Origin of the sequence: Oceanicaulis alexandrii DSM 11625 (genome assembly GCF_000420265.1) — a bacterium.
Taxonomy (GTDB): domain Bacteria; phylum Pseudomonadota; class Alphaproteobacteria; order Caulobacterales; family Maricaulaceae; genus Oceanicaulis; species Oceanicaulis alexandrii.
On record NZ_ATUP01000001.1, the window covers coordinates 1,880,087 to 1,896,156 of the forward strand.

Annotated in this window: 14 protein-coding genes and 1 riboswitch; of the genes, 6 read left to right on the forward strand and 8 right to left on the reverse strand. The window is 65.3% G+C overall.

Annotated features, from left to right (window positions below; genetic code table 11):
• Nucleotides 1–12 precede the first annotated feature (12 nt).
• Nucleotides 13–549, forward strand: a complete 537-nt coding sequence (locus G405_RS0109060; RefSeq protein WP_022701198.1) for a GAF domain-containing protein — start codon at nucleotides 13–15, stop codon at nucleotides 547–549.
• On the opposite strand, the gene G405_RS0109065 is transcribed toward G405_RS0109060, so the two are convergent.
• Complete coding sequence (locus G405_RS0109065) at nucleotides 528–1,214, reverse strand: SdpI family protein (protein WP_022701199.1); 687 nt, start codon at nucleotides 1,212–1,214, stop codon at nucleotides 528–530. The two genes, G405_RS0109060 and G405_RS0109065, sit on opposite strands and share 22 nt — an antisense overlap.
• A gap of 1 nt (nucleotide 1,215) precedes the next feature.
• Nucleotides 1,216–1,494 (reverse strand): autorepressor SdpR family transcription factor, encoded by a 279-nt coding sequence (locus G405_RS0109070; protein ID WP_022701200.1) that lies wholly within the window; start codon nucleotides 1,492–1,494, stop codon nucleotides 1,216–1,218.
• Nucleotides 1,495–1,566: 72 nt separating this feature from the next.
• Between G405_RS0109070 and G405_RS16550 the strand changes: the two genes are divergently transcribed.
• The 3 genes from G405_RS16550 (at nucleotide 1,567) to pyrF (ending at nucleotide 4,638) form a co-directional block, all read left to right on the forward strand.
• Nucleotides 1,567–2,973, forward strand: a complete 1,407-nt coding sequence (locus G405_RS16550; RefSeq protein ID WP_022701201.1) for an alpha/beta hydrolase family protein — start codon at nucleotides 1,567–1,569, stop codon at nucleotides 2,971–2,973.
• Between the two features lie 83 nt (nucleotides 2,974–3,056).
• Nucleotides 3,057–3,890, forward strand: coding sequence for an SDR family NAD(P)-dependent oxidoreductase (locus tag G405_RS0109090; RefSeq protein WP_022701202.1), 834 nt, complete (start codon nucleotides 3,057–3,059; stop codon nucleotides 3,888–3,890).
• Between the two features lie 61 nt (nucleotides 3,891–3,951).
• Entirely contained in the window at nucleotides 3,952–4,638 is a 687-nt protein-coding gene (gene pyrF / locus G405_RS0109095; RefSeq protein WP_156861444.1) for an orotidine-5'-phosphate decarboxylase, read from the forward strand.
• Between the two features lie 60 nt (nucleotides 4,639–4,698).
• Here the strand turns inward: pyrF and trxA are convergent, their stop codons facing one another.
• The 6 genes from trxA to tsaE all read right to left on the reverse strand — a co-directional run bounded on the left by trxA (nucleotide 4,699) and on the right by tsaE (nucleotide 14,099).
• Complete coding sequence (trxA, locus tag G405_RS0109100; protein WP_022701204.1) at nucleotides 4,699–5,019, reverse strand: thioredoxin TrxA; 321 nt, start codon at nucleotides 5,017–5,019, stop codon at nucleotides 4,699–4,701.
• Between the two features lie 106 nt (nucleotides 5,020–5,125).
• Nucleotides 5,126–8,785: a double-strand break repair helicase AddA gene (gene addA / locus G405_RS0109105; RefSeq protein ID WP_022701205.1), complete on the reverse strand. Its 3,660-nt coding sequence runs from the start codon at nucleotides 8,783–8,785 to the stop codon at nucleotides 5,126–5,128.
• A complete protein-coding gene (addB, locus tag G405_RS0109110; protein ID WP_022701206.1) occupies nucleotides 8,782–11,835 on the reverse strand; it encodes a double-strand break repair protein AddB in 3,054 nt (1,017 codons plus the stop codon). Before addB ends, addA begins: the two co-directional genes overlap by 4 nt.
• A complete protein-coding gene (locus tag G405_RS0109115) occupies nucleotides 11,832–12,554 on the reverse strand; it encodes a nucleotidyltransferase family protein (RefSeq protein WP_022701207.1) in 723 nt (240 codons plus the stop codon). Before G405_RS0109115 ends, addB begins: the two co-directional genes overlap by 4 nt.
• Before the next feature lie 2 nt (nucleotides 12,555–12,556).
• Nucleotides 12,557–13,657 carry an aminoglycoside phosphotransferase family protein gene (locus G405_RS0109120; protein WP_022701208.1) on the reverse strand — a complete coding sequence of 367 codons (1,101 nt, stop codon included), beginning with the start codon at nucleotides 13,655–13,657 and terminating at the stop codon, nucleotides 12,557–12,559.
• Entirely contained in the window at nucleotides 13,638–14,099 is a 462-nt protein-coding gene (gene tsaE, locus G405_RS0109125) for a tRNA (adenosine(37)-N6)-threonylcarbamoyltransferase complex ATPase subunit type 1 TsaE (RefSeq protein ID WP_022701209.1), read from the reverse strand. Before tsaE ends, G405_RS0109120 begins: the two co-directional genes overlap by 20 nt.
• A 140-nt stretch (nucleotides 14,100–14,239) precedes the next feature.
• Between tsaE and G405_RS0109130 the strand changes: the two genes are divergently transcribed.
• Both G405_RS0109130 and G405_RS0109135 read left to right on the forward strand, forming a co-directional pair.
• On the forward strand, nucleotides 14,240–15,457 hold the full coding sequence (locus G405_RS0109130) for an NAD(P)/FAD-dependent oxidoreductase (protein WP_022701210.1): 1,218 nt from the start codon (nucleotides 14,240–14,242) through the stop codon (nucleotides 15,455–15,457).
• A 54-nt stretch (nucleotides 15,458–15,511) separates the two neighbouring features.
• On the forward strand, nucleotides 15,512–15,832 hold the full coding sequence (locus G405_RS0109135; RefSeq protein ID WP_022701211.1) for a 2Fe-2S iron-sulfur cluster-binding protein: 321 nt from the start codon (nucleotides 15,512–15,514) through the stop codon (nucleotides 15,830–15,832).
• 32 nt (nucleotides 15,833–15,864) lie between these two features.
• Nucleotides 15,865–16,065, forward strand: a riboswitch (cobalamin riboswitch).
• The last annotated feature ends 5 nt before the right edge of the window (nucleotides 16,066–16,070 follow it).

Genomic DNA, 16,070 nt, shown 5'->3' on the forward strand with positions numbered 1-16,070 from the left:
AGGAGTTCAAATGTGACCGAGGCGCCCAAGGGGCCATGCTGTTCCATCATCGCCGAGCCGTCCCGCCTGGACGCGCTCGAAGCCTTGATGCGTCAGGGGATCGAGAACCGTGAGGATCTGGATGATCTGGCGCGGCTGACGGCGTTCGCCTTCAAGGCGCCGATCTGCGTGATCTCGCTCGTCAGCGACACGGCGGTTCATTTTGTCGGCAAGTTTGGTCTGGATGCGTGCGCGGTCGCTCTCGATGAGTCCATGTGCACCCAGGTGGTGTGTGAGAATGCGCCTGTCGAACTCTTGAACCTCTCCACCCATCCTGAATTCAGCGCGCATCCGGCAGCCGTCGATCCGCCCTTCGTGCGCGCCTATTGCGGTCTGCCGCTGATGTCGCCAGAGGGGTTGACCATCGGCGCCGTGGCGATTGTGGACACCGCGCCCTTCTTTCGGTTTTCTGATGAGGACCGCGAGGCGCTCAACGCGGCGACTCAAGTGGCGCGGCGTCTGATCTTTGGCGACCGGCTCGACGAGGCTCACTCCGAAGCGGCGGAATAGACCTCCCGGTCCGGGTCGGTTTTCCAGACCCAGTAAGACAGCGCCAGACTGACCCCGACCACAACGCTGACAGTCACCCCCAGAGCTGCAAAAGCGACCGGGGTGGGCGCGAACAGAAAACATGCCGCCGAGATTGACCCGCCCAGCATCATCAGACGTCCGCCCCAGCGATGGGTGACGTCCCAGGACTTGTCAGAGGAGAGTGTCCAGGGCGTGCGGATGCCGACCAGCCAGTTCGGACGGGTCTTGGACAGCACATTGCCCAAAACAGCCAGGAGCACCGTACTGGCGAAGCCGACAAGAACGCCTGGATTCTCCAGTGTTTGCAGATGATCAAGCGCCGTCAGCGTGATCAGGGCTTGCGCCGCCGCCAGAACCCACAACACCCCCGCCCAGGCCGTCAGGACGGCGGGCGCGGATCGTCTCAAATTGTCGCCGCGCGGATCAATCAGCGGCATCAGGGCGAACAGGCCGCATAGAGCCAGCGCCAGAGCAGGCAACAGCACGAACCCCTCCAACTTGCCGCCCATGCGGTCAGGGGCGCCGTCCATCCCGAAATGAACCGGGATTTGCGTGGCGTCTCCGACGCCGATCCACCCCCAAATTGACAGGGCTAAAATGAGCGTGATCGGCGGCAAGGCGTACAGAAAACCTTTGCGGATCATTTCAAAGCTCCTTCTTGGTGTCGGGTGATTGCAGCAAGCTCATCATCAGGCTCAGCAGTTCTTCGGCGACGCTGGCGTTCAATCGGTAACGAATGGAGTTGCCGACTTTTTCCGCCTGGATGAGGTCAGCCTCTTTCAAGGTCGCGAAATGTCGCGACATGGTGGGCTTGGCCACGTCAAACTGCTCTGCCAGATCCCCCGCGGTCATCGGGCCGTCGCGCAGCAAGCGCAGCACGTCACGGCGCACGGGATGGGCCAGGGCGGAAAAGACATCACTCATGCGATCTATTTAGCCTAGACGCTAATTAGCGTCAATGCTAACTATAGGGCGTGAAGAACAAGGAGACTTCTGATGAGCCGCTCGTCTATCGCCCTGTTGCCTGTCCTGTTGCTGCTCGCTGCGTGTGATGCGCCGCCTGCGCAATCAGCGCCCCAAGCTCAGTCAGACAGCGAATTGACGGCAAGTCTCGCGCCAGCGGACCCGGCGTTTGACGGGCGCTGGGCCGGGGTGCTGGACGCTGGCGCTCAGCCCTTGCGACTGGAATTGGAGATCGACCTGTCTGGCGATGAACCGTCCTTGATCCTGATCTCTGTGGATCAGGGCGGAGCGCGCGTGCCGATGTCTGTGGTGCGGATGAATGGCGATCAGCTTCATTTCTCCACGCCCGGCATGGCCCTGCAATATGACGGCGTTCTGGAAGACGGCGTGATTTCAGGCACGTTTGATCAAGGCGGATTGAGCGCGCCTTTGGTGTTTGAGCCCCATGAAGATCAGACGCGCGATGAGCCGTCCGCCCGGATCGCTCCGGTTCATGGCGAGGGCCGGGTTGTCGAAGTGGCGCTTGAAGACGGGCGTCTGGAGGGGGTGCTGACGAGCCCGGATGCGCCTCGTGCGGGCCTGGTTCTGATCAGCGGGTCCGGGCCACAGGATCGCGATGGCAACATAGCGGGTCATCCCGTGTATGCGGCTGTGGCGGATGCGCTGGCTGAGGCCGGGGTCGCCAGCCTGCGTCTGGATGATCGCGGCGTGGGCGCGTCTGACGCCCCGGCGCCCCTGAGCCCCGCTGATCTGGCCGATGACGCGGTTCGCGCGCTGGAGGTGCTGCAGGCGGAGACCGGGCTCTCTTGCGTCGGTTATCTGGGCCATTCCGAAGGCGGGTATCTGGGCCTTCTGGCGGCTAATGAATCGGGGGCCGACTTCATGATCTCGCTCGCCGGTCAGCATCAGGACATGGCGACCCTGCTCTACGACCAGTCTGAAGCCCTGATCCGGGCGTCCGGGCAGGGGGAAGACGCCGTGGAGGCGAACCGCGAGCTTCAGACCCGTGTGTTTCAGGCCATCGACCAAGCCGGGCCGGGCGAAGCGCCCGCCGCCATCGAGGCGGTCTTGATAGAGCTGGGGCTGCCTGAAGCGGCGGCGCGTCAACAAGGCGCGATGTGGGGCCAACCCTATGCTGTGGCGATGTTTGAGGGTGACCCGGCCGAGGCGGCCGCTGCGTTTGAAGGTCCCGTGCTGGCGCTGTTCGCCGAAAAAGATCTCCAGGTCCTGCCCGAAGCCGCCCAGGCCGCTCTGCTGGCCGCGCGCGGCGACAAGCCGACCCGCTCCGTGATCGTTCCGGGTGTGGATCATATCTTTGAAGACAGCGAGACCGGCTCCCCGTCCGAATACGGCGCGGCTGGGCATGCGCTGTCTCCGACCGCCTGGGCGATGCTGGTGGAGGAAACCCGCGCCCTGATCGGTCAGGCGTGTGCGGACTGACCGGCGCAGGCTTGGTTCTGGACAGAGCGAGGCGGAACGGTCACTTTCTCTGATCGAAGCATCATCGTCAGATTGGAGATCACATGGCCCGGCGTCTCGCTCTTGTTACCGGTGCGTCATCCGGCATTGGCGCTGCCTTTGCGCGCGAATTTGCCCGTCGGGGCTGGGATCTGGCTCTGGTGGCGCGTCGCGAAGACCGGCTGAAGGATATGGCCGAGGAGCTGAAAGCCCAGTTCGGCGTGGACAGCCTGGTGATCGCTGCGGATCTCTCCAAACCGGACGCGCCAGAGGCCATCATCAAGGCGGTGTCTGATGCGGGCCGTCAGGTTGACGCCCTGGTCAACAATGCGGGCGTGGGGCGTCCGGGGGCCTTTGTCGAGCTGAGCTGGGACGACCAGGCCGAGTTCATGGAGTTGATGGTCACCAGTTATCTGAAGTTGATGCATCTGGTCGCCAAGCCCATGGCCGAACGCGGTTTCGGACGCATCATCAACATCGCTTCAGTGTCCGCTCTGCTGCCCGCCGCCAACGCTCACACCCGCTATTCAGGCACGCTCTATCCGGGCGCGAAAAGCCTTCTGATCAAGGTGTCCGAAGCGCTCGGGCTCGAGCTCAAGGACCGCAATGTCCATGTGACCGCCGTGGCGCCGGGTTATACCTGGTCGGAATTTCACGATGTGAACGGCGCGCGCACCACCGTCTCCAATCTGCCCTCCTTCTGGATGCTGACCGCTGAAGACGTCGCCGTTTCCGGGTATGATGCGGTAGAGCGCGGCGTGCCGCTGCGCGTTCCCGGCGCCTGGTACAAATTCCTCGTCGCCGTCTCCCGCGTGCTGCCTGACCCGGTGGGGCAGGCGATCATGCGCCTGCAGGAAAAACGCATGGTGGCGAAGGCCAAGGCCAACGCCGCATCCTGACGCTTGATCACGTGCACGCAGCGGTCTAGGTCGCTGCGACCTTTATTGTCCGGGGATGACCATGACCGACCGCCGCCTGATCACCGCGCTAGACCTGCCGACCATTTCAGACGCGGAAGCGCTGGTGGAGGTGCTGGGCGAGGCTTGCGCGCACTACAAGATCGGCCTCCAGCTTCTGCCCATTGGCGGCATGGATCTGGCCCGCTCGCTGAAGGCGCGCGGTCATGACGTGTTCCTCGATTTCAAGCTCCACGACATCCCGGCCACCGTGGAAAAAGCCACACGCTCGATCACCCAGGCGGGCGCAGACCTTCTGACGGTCCACGCCGAACCGCCCGTGATGCGCGCGGCGGTGGAGGGGCGTGAAGGGTCTGATCTCAGGATTCTCGGCGTCACGGTTCTGACCGCTTATGACGACCCGATGCTGACCCAGATGGGGTACGCCTATGGCGCGCGGGATCTGGTGATGCGCCGGGTGGATCAGGCGCTTGATTGCGGACTGGACGGCGTCGTCGCCTCGCCGCAGGAGGCTGAAGCCATTCGCGCCCGCGTGCCTGATGATTTCCTGATCGTCACGCCCGGCGTGCGTCCGGCGGGCGCGGCGCTGGGCGATCAGGTGCGCGTGGCGACGCCTGAAGCCGCCTTGAAGGCGGGCGCCTCGCATCTGGTGATCGGACGACCCATCAGCCAGGCTGATGATCCCTTCGCGGCGGCGCAAGCGATCGCCGACGAGATGGCGAAAGCCTGACACGAAAAACCCCGGAAGCGCCGCTTCCGGGGTTTTCTGTCTTTGGAAAAGGATCAGCGCCTAGACGGCTTCGTTGATCCATTCCTCGATCTTGGACTTGGCCATGGCGCCGACCTTGCGGCTGACTTCTTCGCCGTTCTTGAAGATCAGCAGAGTGGGGATGCCGCGCACGCCGTATTTGCTGGGGGCCATCGGGTTTTCGTCGATATTGACCTTGGCGATGGTCAGCTTGCCGGCCTTGTCGGCGGCGATCTCTTCGAGCGCCGGGCCGATCTGCTTGCAGGGGCCGCACCATTCCGCCCAGAAGTCGACCAGCACCGGGCCGTCGGCTTTCAGAACATCAGATTCAAACGTGTCGTCGGTCACCGCTTGGGTCGCCATGAGCCTTGCTCCTTACAAAAAACCTAAAACAACCGGCCGCCGCCCGGAATCGGCGCGACTGCAGGTCTGAAGTTGACCGGAGACCTAGGAAGCCCCAACGCTGCGGTCAAGCATTCGCTGGGCGCCGGGCGCGGCTGAGCACCGCGTCCAGACGGTCTCCGGGTAGTTCCATCAAACGCGGCGCATCTGTCCAAAGTAGGGCGCAGCGCACCGGCTTGTCGGGGTGAAGTCCCTGCAATAGCGCGCGATAGGCGGCCATTTGCGCCAGATAGGCGCGGGGTACGTCCGCTACCTGTGTGGGCGGCGGACGGTTGGTTTTGTAATCCACGATCAGGACTTCGTGATCAGTGACCACCAACCGGTCGATCTGGCCATTGATCACCATGCCGCCTGGCAGACCCCTCGCCTGGCCCGCGACGGCGGCCTCGGCGCGAGAGCCGGGCTGGAACAGGGCGGCGAAGGCCGGGTCTGAAATCACGCGCAGGGTTTCCGATGCAATCTCGCGGCGCTGGCTCTCGCTGAGATCGGTTTGGGTCTCCAGATACCGCAAGGCTGACGCTTCCCGACGCTCAAGCTCGACATCGGGCAAGGTCTGCAGAAGCTTGTGGATCAGCTCGCCGCGGCGGAAGCGCGATTGCCCGCCCGTCGCCAGGGGAGACAGGGAGGCGGGCTCAAACCCGTCCTCTTCCTCGCCCAGAAGATGGGACGGCGCGACCGAGCGCACGGGCGCCGGATCAACCGGCGGCGGCCGTGTCGCCCACTCTGGCAGTGCGGCCGGGGCGGGCGCTGGCGCTGCGCTCGCCGCCAGCGGTTTGGGATCGGCGCCGAAGCGCAGGCCCTCACTGACGGTCCAGCCGTTTTCTTCGGCCACGGCGTCCAGCGTCGTGCGAACCGGGCGCCAGTCCTCTCCGGTCCAGTTGCGTTGACACCGGTCATACCAGCTGCCCGCATCCACCTTGCCCGCAACGCCATGGGTATGCCCGCAGACGATCAGGCGATCGCGCGCCCGGGTCATCGCCACGTACAGAAGGCGCTGATATTCGCCATCGGCGTCCAGCTCCTTGCGCTCGGCCATGGACGCCATCAGCGGCGGCGGCGTTTTCATGTCCGGCGCCCACAAAAGCCCCGCCTCTTCATGGGCGAACAGGCCGCCTGAACGGTCCTTGGGCAATTGGGTGGTGTCGGGCAGAAACACGATCGGCGCTTCAAGGCCCTTCGCGCCATGCACGGTCATCACCCGCACCTCGCCGCGACCTGCTTCCATCTCGCGCTTGATCTGGGCGTCATCGGTCTGCAGCTCGGCGACAAAACGCGACAGCGACGGCGCGCCTTCCACTTCATGGGCGAGCGCGCGGTTGAGAAACTCTTCCGCCGGATCGCGCGCCTCTTCGCCCAGGCGCGCATAAAGCCGCGCCAGACGGCTTTCCCCGGTGGGGCTGGCTTCGGTCAGAAAGCGCGCGAAGAAAGCATAGGGCGCGTCGGTCTCCACCCGCGCGCGGGCTTTGTCGAGCACGCTGCGGGCCTCGGCGAAGCGCGGGTCCTCGCTCTGGCGCAGCTTGTCCCAAAGCCGGGCGCCGGGTTTGCGGCTGAGATCAAACAGGGCGTTGTCGTCAATGGGCGGGGCCGGCGTGTCCACCGGATGGAAGAACGGGCTCTTGAGCACTTCCGCCAGCGACAGGTCGTCTTCGGGCAAGAGCGCAAAGCGGGCGAGAGAGAGGAGATCCTCCACCACCAATTGGTCGGGCAGGGTCATGCGGTCGGCGCCGGCCACCGGCACGTCTTTGAGCTTCAGCCGCCGGATGATCTCTTCAAACAATCCGCCGCGACGGCGCACCAGCACGATGATGTCGCCGGCATGGGCCGGGCGCAATCGCCAGGGCTTGCCTTCTTCCCACACCCCGTCGCCACGCTTGAGGATGTCGGCGATTTCGCTCGCTACCGCTTCCGCCAGCTGATTGCGCGCAGAATCCTTGCGCTCGGCGTCCACAGGCCGCAGATCAAGCTCGTCCTCCTGACCGCCTTCGGGCTTGGGGACCGCCGGCCAGATTTCCACACAGCCCGGCGCATTGGCGCGGGCGGCGAGGTGGCCGTCATAGCGATGAAACGCCAACGGATCGCGGCGCTCAAGCGTTTCTGGATCGCTCATCAACAGCTTGGTCTCCAGCCCTTCGACCATATCCTTGCGCTCAGCGCCAAGGGCGGCCGCTTCAGCGGCGAAGCAGGCGTCAACCGCCGCCAGGATTTCGGGGCTGGAGCGGAAAGAGACGTTGAGCGGCGGGCTTTCAAAGCGCAGGCGCGCGAGCCGGGCCTCGGTCTGAAGGCGCTGGCGCTGGGCCAGGAACTCGCGCGGATCGGCGTTCTGGAACGAATAGATCGATTGTTTCTCGTCGCCGACGCAGAACACCGTGCGCTGAAGCGCATCGGGATGCTGGTCCAGATGCGCCCCCTCGCCGGCGAAGAATTCCTCGGTCAGCGCATTGATCACCGACCATTGTTCTGGCGCGGTGTCCTGGGCTTCATCCACCAGCACATGATCAAGCCCCTGGTCGAGCTTGTAGAGCGCCCAGCCCCGCGCCTCGGAATCGGTTAGCAGCAGGCGCGCGCGCTCCACAAGGTCTGAGAAGTCCACCCGGCGCAGCCGGTTGAGCCGGGCCTGGTAATCGCTCAGCAAGCGCTCGGCCAGTCGCAAGGCGGCGCGGGTCATCCGATTGGCGGCGGCGGCGGCCAGCTTGGGCAGGATTTCATCGCCCACCCGGTGAATCTCCGCCCCTTCATCGCCAAACAAGGTCACCAGGATACGGTAGTTCTCGCCGGTCTTCTTGGAGAAGATGGATTTGGGCTTTTTCAGCGCGCCGGTCTTGGTGGTTAGAAACTCAATATAATAATCAAAGGCTTCGGCGGCGTCTTCATCGGCCACATCGAGCACTTCCAGCAGCGCTTGCGCGCTGGCCTGATCGGTTTTCGTCCCGCCGGTCTGCAGCGCGCTCAAGGCAGCTTCCAACGCGCCCACATCGGTGTCCGCCCAGGCTTCAGCGAGCACCTGATCCACATCAAGCTCGGGGTCCACGCCCAAAAGCGCGCTCGCTTGTTCCAGCAAAGCGTCCAGCGATCCGGCTTGCGCAAGCGCCTGATTGATTTCATGGCGTTTGGACATGGCGAAGCTGGCGAGCTTTGGCAGGGCGTCGGCTCCGGCATTATCGATCAGCGCGGCGATCGCCTGGGCGATTTCGCCTTCAGGGTCTTTGTGCGCGAGGCCCGACAGCGCATCCAGCGCTTCGGCCTGCAGCGCTTTGCCAGCCGCCTCATCCTGAACGTCAAAGCCGGGCGGCAGGCCCGCTTCCAGCGGGAAGCGCCGCAACAGGCGCTCACAAAACGCGTGCAGGGTCTGGATTTTCAATCCGCCGGGCGTTTCCAGCGCACGCGCGAACAGGCGCCGCGCTTCGGCCAGCTCCGGGCGCTGGCCCTCGGTGACCAGCGCATCCAGTTCAGCTGTCAGCGCGTCATCGGGCAGGGTCGACCAGTCGCCCAGCTTGCGAAACAGGCGAGTCTGCATCTCGCCGGCCGCGGCCTTGGTGAAGGTCACGCACAGGATGCGGTCAGGCTTGGCGCCTGCGAGCAGCAGGCGCGCCACCCGGTCCACCAGAACGCGGGTCTTGCCCGAGCCGGCGTTTGCTTCGACAAAGACGCTGGCGGACGGGTCCGCGGCAAGCGATTGCGCCGCGCTGGCGTCTGAGACGATGGCGGGATCAAATCCGGGCTGGCTCATGACGTGCCTCCCTCTCCGTTATCGTCGCCGGGCGCGCTCGCCCATTCCTTGCGGCGGGCCAGATGATCGTAATCGCCCCATTTATTGATGAATTTCACCCTTGGCTGGCTGGGATAAGTGCGACGTGGATCATCAAAATTCGCCACCCATTTCACCAGACGTTCCAAAGCCTGCTCGGCCAGAATGCCCGCATCGTCGCCATCAGGGTTTCTGACCATGGATTTGGGCTCGCCGGGCACGCGCCCGCCGGACAGACGCACATAAATGAGATCGCCCGGCTCGTGGCTGGGCGCGTCTTCAAACGCGCCGCGCGCGGCCATCGCGGCCTCCAGCGGCAATTGCGGAGCGAAACCGGCGGCGACTTCCTTGGCTGAAGGCGGCTGGCCGGTCTTGTAATCCACGATGTCGAGCGCGCCCGAGGGCCTGAGATCAATCCGGTCGGCGCGTGCGGTCAGGGTGAACAGACCGCCGGGCGCCTCGAACGTGATGTCGCCCAGCGCTTCAAGAGCGGTCGGCAGGAAGCCGTAATCGCGTCGCTCTTCTTCGAAGACGATCATGTACTGCGCCACGCGTTCGAAGCGCTTCATCTCGACGCCCAGCGCATTGTCGCTGAACCCGGCCTGGATGAGCGCGTTTTCACCCTCTTTCAGCAATCGCTCCAGCGCATCGCGTGGCAGGGTGTCGGCGTCGCCAAGGCTGCGCACCCAGGTTTCCAGCGCGGCGTGATAGGCCGTGCCGCGTTCGGGCGGGCCAGCGGGACGGTCCAGCGGATCAAGCTTGTCGAGGCGCAGGATTTTGCGGGCGAAGATCGAATAGGGATCGCGCACCCAGGTTTCGATCTGGGTGACGCTCAACTGACGCGGCCGCGCCTCAACCGGCGGAGCGGGCTCGGGCGGCTTGATGAAGGTGTGAGCCGTGGTGGCGTCCAGCGCTTCGGCCAGCGCCAGATAATCGTGCCTGGGGACCAGGGCCTGCTCAGAAGCCTCTCCCAGCGCGCCGCGCGCCAGGGTTTTGAGGCGCCATAGCCAGCGCGAGGCGACCGTGGGCGCGCCATCAAGCTTGGCGGACCGGGTCAGCGTCACATCGCGGGCGCAGGCCAATTGTGCAAAGTCATGGGCGGCCAGGCCGAAGCGTTCTTCGGGCGCGGACAAACCCGCCGCCATCCGCATGCCGCGGCTGAGGAAGGGATCTGATTTGGGCGCGGCGGGCCAGACGCCTTCATTGAGCCCGGCCAGGATCACCCGGTCAGCTTCCGCCAGACGCGCTTCAAGCGGTCCCAGGATCTGCAGGCGCGGATGCGCGCCATAGCGGGGCCGGACCAGACGGGCGCGCGCCGTTTCCAGCACGGCGCGGGCGAAATCATGCAGGCTCAGCGGTGGCAGCGCCTCGGCCTCTTCCATGAATTCGCGCATCAGAAGCGCAGCGTTCTCACCCGCATCCGTCGCCCAGAGGCGGTCTGCGCCCGCCATATCGTCCGTGCGCGCCAGCGCTTCAGCGCTTTCAACCAGCGCCTGGGTCCAGGCGCGCATGGTGTGCGCGCCCTCAAGCGCGCTCAGCGGCGACAGCGCCTGAGCCAGCGCATCAACGATACCGCCCCAACGGTCGCGGCGGTCTTCATCATCGCCGGCGGCGTCACGTACATGCCCGGCCAGCGCCATCCAGCTATAGCCCGGACGGCGACCGCGCAGGGCGCGCCGTTCCATCGCCCCCAGCACAGCGCGCAGGGGCGCGCGCTCTTCACCCAGCGCAAACAGCGGCGAGGTGGCGAGGGCCGAGAAGGCCAGCGCTGACCCGGGATCGAGCGCAGCTTGCAGGACGCGGATCAGGAAGGCCCCGGACGGGGTGTCGGACAAAGGCTGACCGGCGGAATCGTCCACCGTCACCCCAAAGCGCGCCATTTCGGTGATCACCCGGCGCGAGAGGTTCCGGTCAGGTGTCACCAGAACGCCGCGTGCGCCCGGCGTCTCGAGCGTTTCACGCAGCATGAGCGCAATGGCGCGCGCCTCTTCGGCGGGCGCCGGCGCATCAATGACGCTCAGCCCGTCCAGCGCGGTTTCAAAAACGTCCTCGCCCCAGGCTTCTTTGAGATCGTCCACACGGCGGAGCCAGTCCGCCGTGGCTTCGGCGGGACGCAGGGCTTCGGCGATGACGCGGGCGCGCGGGGCGTCCTGGCGACCTTCCTCGGCGCCGGGCCAGAACCGGACATCGTTCCGGTCAAGGCCAATCCTGTCGATCAGGGTTTTCATGGCGCGCTGGGGATGGCCGTCATCAATGGCCGCCCAGGCGTCTTCATCCATATCGCGCGCAAACCCCGGCAGGACCACGCAGCCTTGGGGCAGGCTCGCCACCGCGCTCAACAGCTCGGCGGCGGCGGGGATGGAGCCAGTGGATCCGGCTGCGATCACCGGATCTGCGGGCGGGGTCTCGCGCCAGCGCGTCGCCAGCGCCTTGAGCAGCAAGGACCGACGCCGGGCCGGGTCCACACGCTGAATCTCTTGAAGCCGCGCGGGCCAGGCCTCCAGCACGATGTCCAGAAACAGCGCGGCTTCCTGCATGTGAGCGGGCAGATTGGCGCGGATCTCTTCGGTCAACGCGCCCAGATCGTCCACATCCTCGGTGGCGAGATCATCCAGAAGGCGCGCCAGATCATCCGCTAGCGCCAGCGCGCCGCCCGCGCCCATGGAGCGCCCTACGGCCTGTTCCTTTTGCAAGATCAGGCTGGCCAGCTCGAACCGCCGGCGGGCGGGTGAGACGGCTTCGGGAGCGATGTCCGCAAGTTCTCCGGGTTCAAACGGCGGCTCGTCCGCGTCCACATCCCCGATGGGCCGGATCATCGGCAACAACGCTGCGCCGGGCGACAAGCGGGTGAAGGCTTCGGCCAGTTCACGCCCGGCCCGGCGGGTCGGGATCAGGACCGTCACCCGGCTGAGCGCGTCAGGATCGGGAAAGGCGTGTTTCAGCCCGCGCGCCAGCTCTGTCAGGAACGGCGCGGCGGGCGGCAGGGTGAAAACCCGCGGCGAAGGGTGTGAAAACAGATGATCAGCGCTCATGCGCGTGAGCGTAGCCGATTCTCCGCCGCATGACGCGCGTCAGGGTCGCCTACATGCATCCAGAACGCATCCATCACACAACCATGCACGCGGCCGGCCTGGAGCGCGGTGTTCCAGATGAGGTTTGTGGAGAACGGCTCGACCGGCAGCCCCTTGAGCACGCGTGGGTGCAGGATCTGAACGCCGGTATAGGCGTAAGGGGCGCTCTGTCTTTCGCCGCGGCGAGTCAGTCGCCCGTCCTCGCCCATGAAGAAATCACCCGGCCCGTCAAACCCCAGCGTGTTCCCGGTCGGCGTGATCAGGAGCAGGGCGTCCATGCGCTCGGGGTCAAAGGCTTGGGCGAGCCTGGACAATTCGCTCTTACCCTCTGTCTCGCGCCAGACGGAATCGATATTCGCCACAAAAATGGGCGCGTCGCCCAATAGCGGCGCCGCCTTGGCGAGGCCGCCGCCGGTTTCCAGCAATTGATCGCGCTCGTCGGAAATGACGATCTTGGGGGAGCTGCGGGAGGCGAGATGCGCCTCCAGCCGGTCGGCGAAGTGATGGACATTCACCACAGCGGTTTCAACGCCGGCCTGAGCGAGCTTGTCGAGCGTCCAGTCGATCAGCGGTTTGCCGTCAAGCTCCACCAGCGCCTTGCAGCGATCATTGGTCAAAGGACGCATGCGGGTGCCCAGTCCTGCGGCCATCACCATGGCTCTAGTCGGGAGCTGGGTCATGCTCAGGCCTTCTCGAAGAGGGCGGGTGTCAGGGCGCTGGCGGCGGCCCGGACGGGAGCGAGAACCGGATGGGCGAGGTCGCGCACAAAATGGCGCTCCACCCGCGGCAGAAGATCCAGATACCGCGTCTTGCCGTCGCGCTGGGCGAGGCGCACGAAAATCCCCAGGATCTTGGCGTTGCGCTGGGCGGCCAGAACTGCAGCGGAGGCGTCGAACGCCTCGCGATCACTCAATCCCGCCGCCTTGAAGAAGCGGTCGGTCAAAGGCGTCGCCAGATCGGGCGCCACATCGCGGCGGGCGTCCTCGATCAGGGAGACCAGATCATAGGCGGGATGGCCGAACAGCGCGTCCTGAAAGTCCAAGAGGCCGACCTTGGCCTCATGCTCGCGCTGCGGCAGCCAGATCAGGTTCTCGGCATGGTAATCGCGCAGCACCAGCCCCGGCGCATGGGCTTTCAGGGCGGGCAGGACCTGCGCCCAGGCTTTGCGCCAATCCGCTTTGTCCGCCTCGGTCGGGGCCTGGCCCTTATGGGGCGCATACCAGTCGGTGAACAGCTCGGTCTCCGCGCTGAGCGCCAGCGCGTCATAGTCCTGAAGGGTCCACGAATGGCCAAAGGCTGTGGGTTCGCGCTCGAACGACGAGCGATAGATCGCCGCCAGCGCCTCGACCGCGGTCGCATAAAGCGCGCCTTCATGGGCGACGCTCGGGATCAGGCGCGCGAACAGGGCGTCGGTCAGGTCCTCGAGGATCAGAAAACCCTGATCAATATCCGCTTCAAAAATGCGCGGCGCGGAGAACCCGCGCGCGGTCAGGGCGCTGGAAATGGCTGCGAAGGCGGCGGTGTTGTTGCCGGCCAGGCGCGCGACGGCGTTATAGCCCAGCGCCTGTCGCTCTTCTTCGCTCGCGTCAATCGGGCAGGCGGGGGCTTCTGATCCGCCGGGCGCGTCCATGAGCATGGCGGTGTCGTCGCCGCGGTTCAGCCGAAAATAGGATCGACTGGAGGCGTCGCCGGGAAAGGCGCGCACATCTGCATCACCCCAGCCCGCCGCTTTGATGAACGCGGCGCGCGCTTCAGCGCGCGGATCAGTCTGCAAGTCCGCCAAGGCGAGTCTCCCAGCTTCCAAAAGCTTCAAGGCGCGCGGTGCGCCCGCCGGCCTCGGTTTCAGTCAGGACTATCTCAAGCCGGTCCGCCGGACGCCAGCGTCCCATGCGGTCAGGCCATTCGATCAGGGCGGCGCCATGATCCAGCGCCTCGTCTATTCCCAGCTCATCAAGCTCCTCGGGATCTTCAAGCCGGTAAAGATCGGCGTGCAGCAGCATGAGGCCCTGATCGGTCTCATAAGGCTGGACGAGCGTATAGGTGGGGCTGGGCGCATCTTTTTCGCCGGTCAGCGCTTCGATCACGCCGCGCGCCAGCGTGGTTTTACCCGCGCCCAGGCCGCCTTCGAGCAAGACAGCGTCGCCGGGCTGGAGCAGGCGCGCCAGGCGCGCGCCCAGCCGCGCATTGGCTTCAGGGTCAGGCAGGGTCAGGGTCAGGACGCTCATGATGAGGCTGATAGGACGGCTCGCGCATGGCGGCAAGACTTCGCATCGCCTCGTTTGCGCAGTGCGGCGCTTGACTTGGACCCGAGGGCGCGGCGCCATGGACCCATAAGAAACGAGACAGACAGGGAGCGCGGATCGCAGTGTCCGGAACGGTCATTATCGGAGGCGGCCAGGCTGCCCTGTCCGCAGCGGCGGAATTGCGCAAGCGCAAGTATGATCAGCCGATCATCATTCTGGCGGGCGAAGCCGCCGCGCCTTATCAGCGTCCGCCGCTGTCCAAAGCGTATCTGGCGGGTGAGCTGCCGGTGGACCGGCTCTGGCTCAAACCCGCTGAATGGTACGACAAGGCCGAAATTGATCTGCGCACGGGCGTGCGCGTCACCGCCATCGACCGCAGCGCCTGCAATGTCATCACCGATACCGGCGAACGCATCGCCTATGACCGTCTGATCCTGGCGACCGGCGGAGAGGCCCGGCGCCTGCCCATTCCGGGCGCGGACCTGGACGGGGTGCATGTGCTGCGCACGCTGGCGGAAACCGAAGACCTCGCCGCCTCCTTTCATGACGCGCGCTCCATCGCCATTATCGGCGCGGGCTATATCGGGCTGGAAGTCGCCGCGTCCGCCCGCAAGCGGGGGCTGGAGGTGACCATTCTGGAAGCGGCCGAGCGCCCGATGGCGCGCACGGCGAGCGCGCTTCTGGGCGGCTGGTTCGGCGCGATCCATCGCGGATACGGCGTCGATCTGCGCGTTCAGGCGCCGGTGAAGGCAATCGCTGGCGAAGGCGGCAAGGTCACCGGCGTCGAGTTGGCCGATGGCGAGATCGTGGACGCCGACACGGTGCTGGTGGCCGCAGGGCTGACGGTGAACGATCAGCTGGCGCGCGCCGCGGGGCTTGAGTGCGAGAACGGCATCTTAGTGGATGAGACCGCCCGCACAGGCGATGACCGGATTTACGCCATTGGCGATGTCGCGCGTTTTCATTCCAAACGCTATGGACGCTCGATCCGGCTGGAATCAGTCCAGAACGCCATTGATCAGGGCAAGGCGGCGGCTCAGGCGATATGCGGTCTCGAGGTCGATTATGATCCCGTGCCCTGGTTCTGGTCGGACCAGTACGACATGAAGCTGCAGATCGCCGGCCTGATCGAGGGCGCGGACCAGATGATCCGCCGCGGCGATCCCGAAGAGGGCAAGTTCGCGCTGTTTCATTTGATGGACGGACGCCTGATCGCCTGCGAGGCGGTTAATTCCGGCCCCGAATACATGGCCGCTCAGCGCATGATCGCCTCAAATGCTGAGCCTGACCCGGATCGTTTGCGCGATCCCGGAGTGGCGATGCGCGACTTCCTGTCCTAAATAGCGCCCAAACGCGGGCAAAGCCTGCCTCACAGATTCTGGAAGACCTCTACCATGGCTAAGATCACCTATATCGAGCATGACGGAACCGAGCATCAGGTCGAGGTTCAAGACGGGCTGACCGTTATGGAAGGCGCGATCCGCAACATGGTGCCCGGCATCGACGCCGATTGCGGCGGCGCCTGCGCCTGCGCCACCTGCCACGTCTATGTGGACCCGGCCTGGACGGACAAGACGGGCGAGCGGTCCTCCATGGAGGAATCCATGCTCGATTTCGCCAGCGACGTTCAGGAGACTTCACGCCTGTCCTGCCAGATCAAGGTGGGCGCGGCGCTGGACGGTTTGATCGTGCGTTTGCCCGAAGAGCAGGGCTAGCGCGCTTGACCGCGGGGCCGAGCCCCGCTTAAACACACGAATTACGCGACGGTTCTCCCGCGAGGGAGCGAAGAGGGAACACCGGTGCGACGCGCAAGCGTCTGGTCCGGGGCTGTACCCGCAACTGTGAGCGGCGAGGGATGCGCCACATGCCACTGGATCGTCAGATCTGGGAAGGCGGCGCATCGCATTGACCCGCAAGCCAGGAGACCTGCCATCGCGGTCGCTCGTTCTGGGT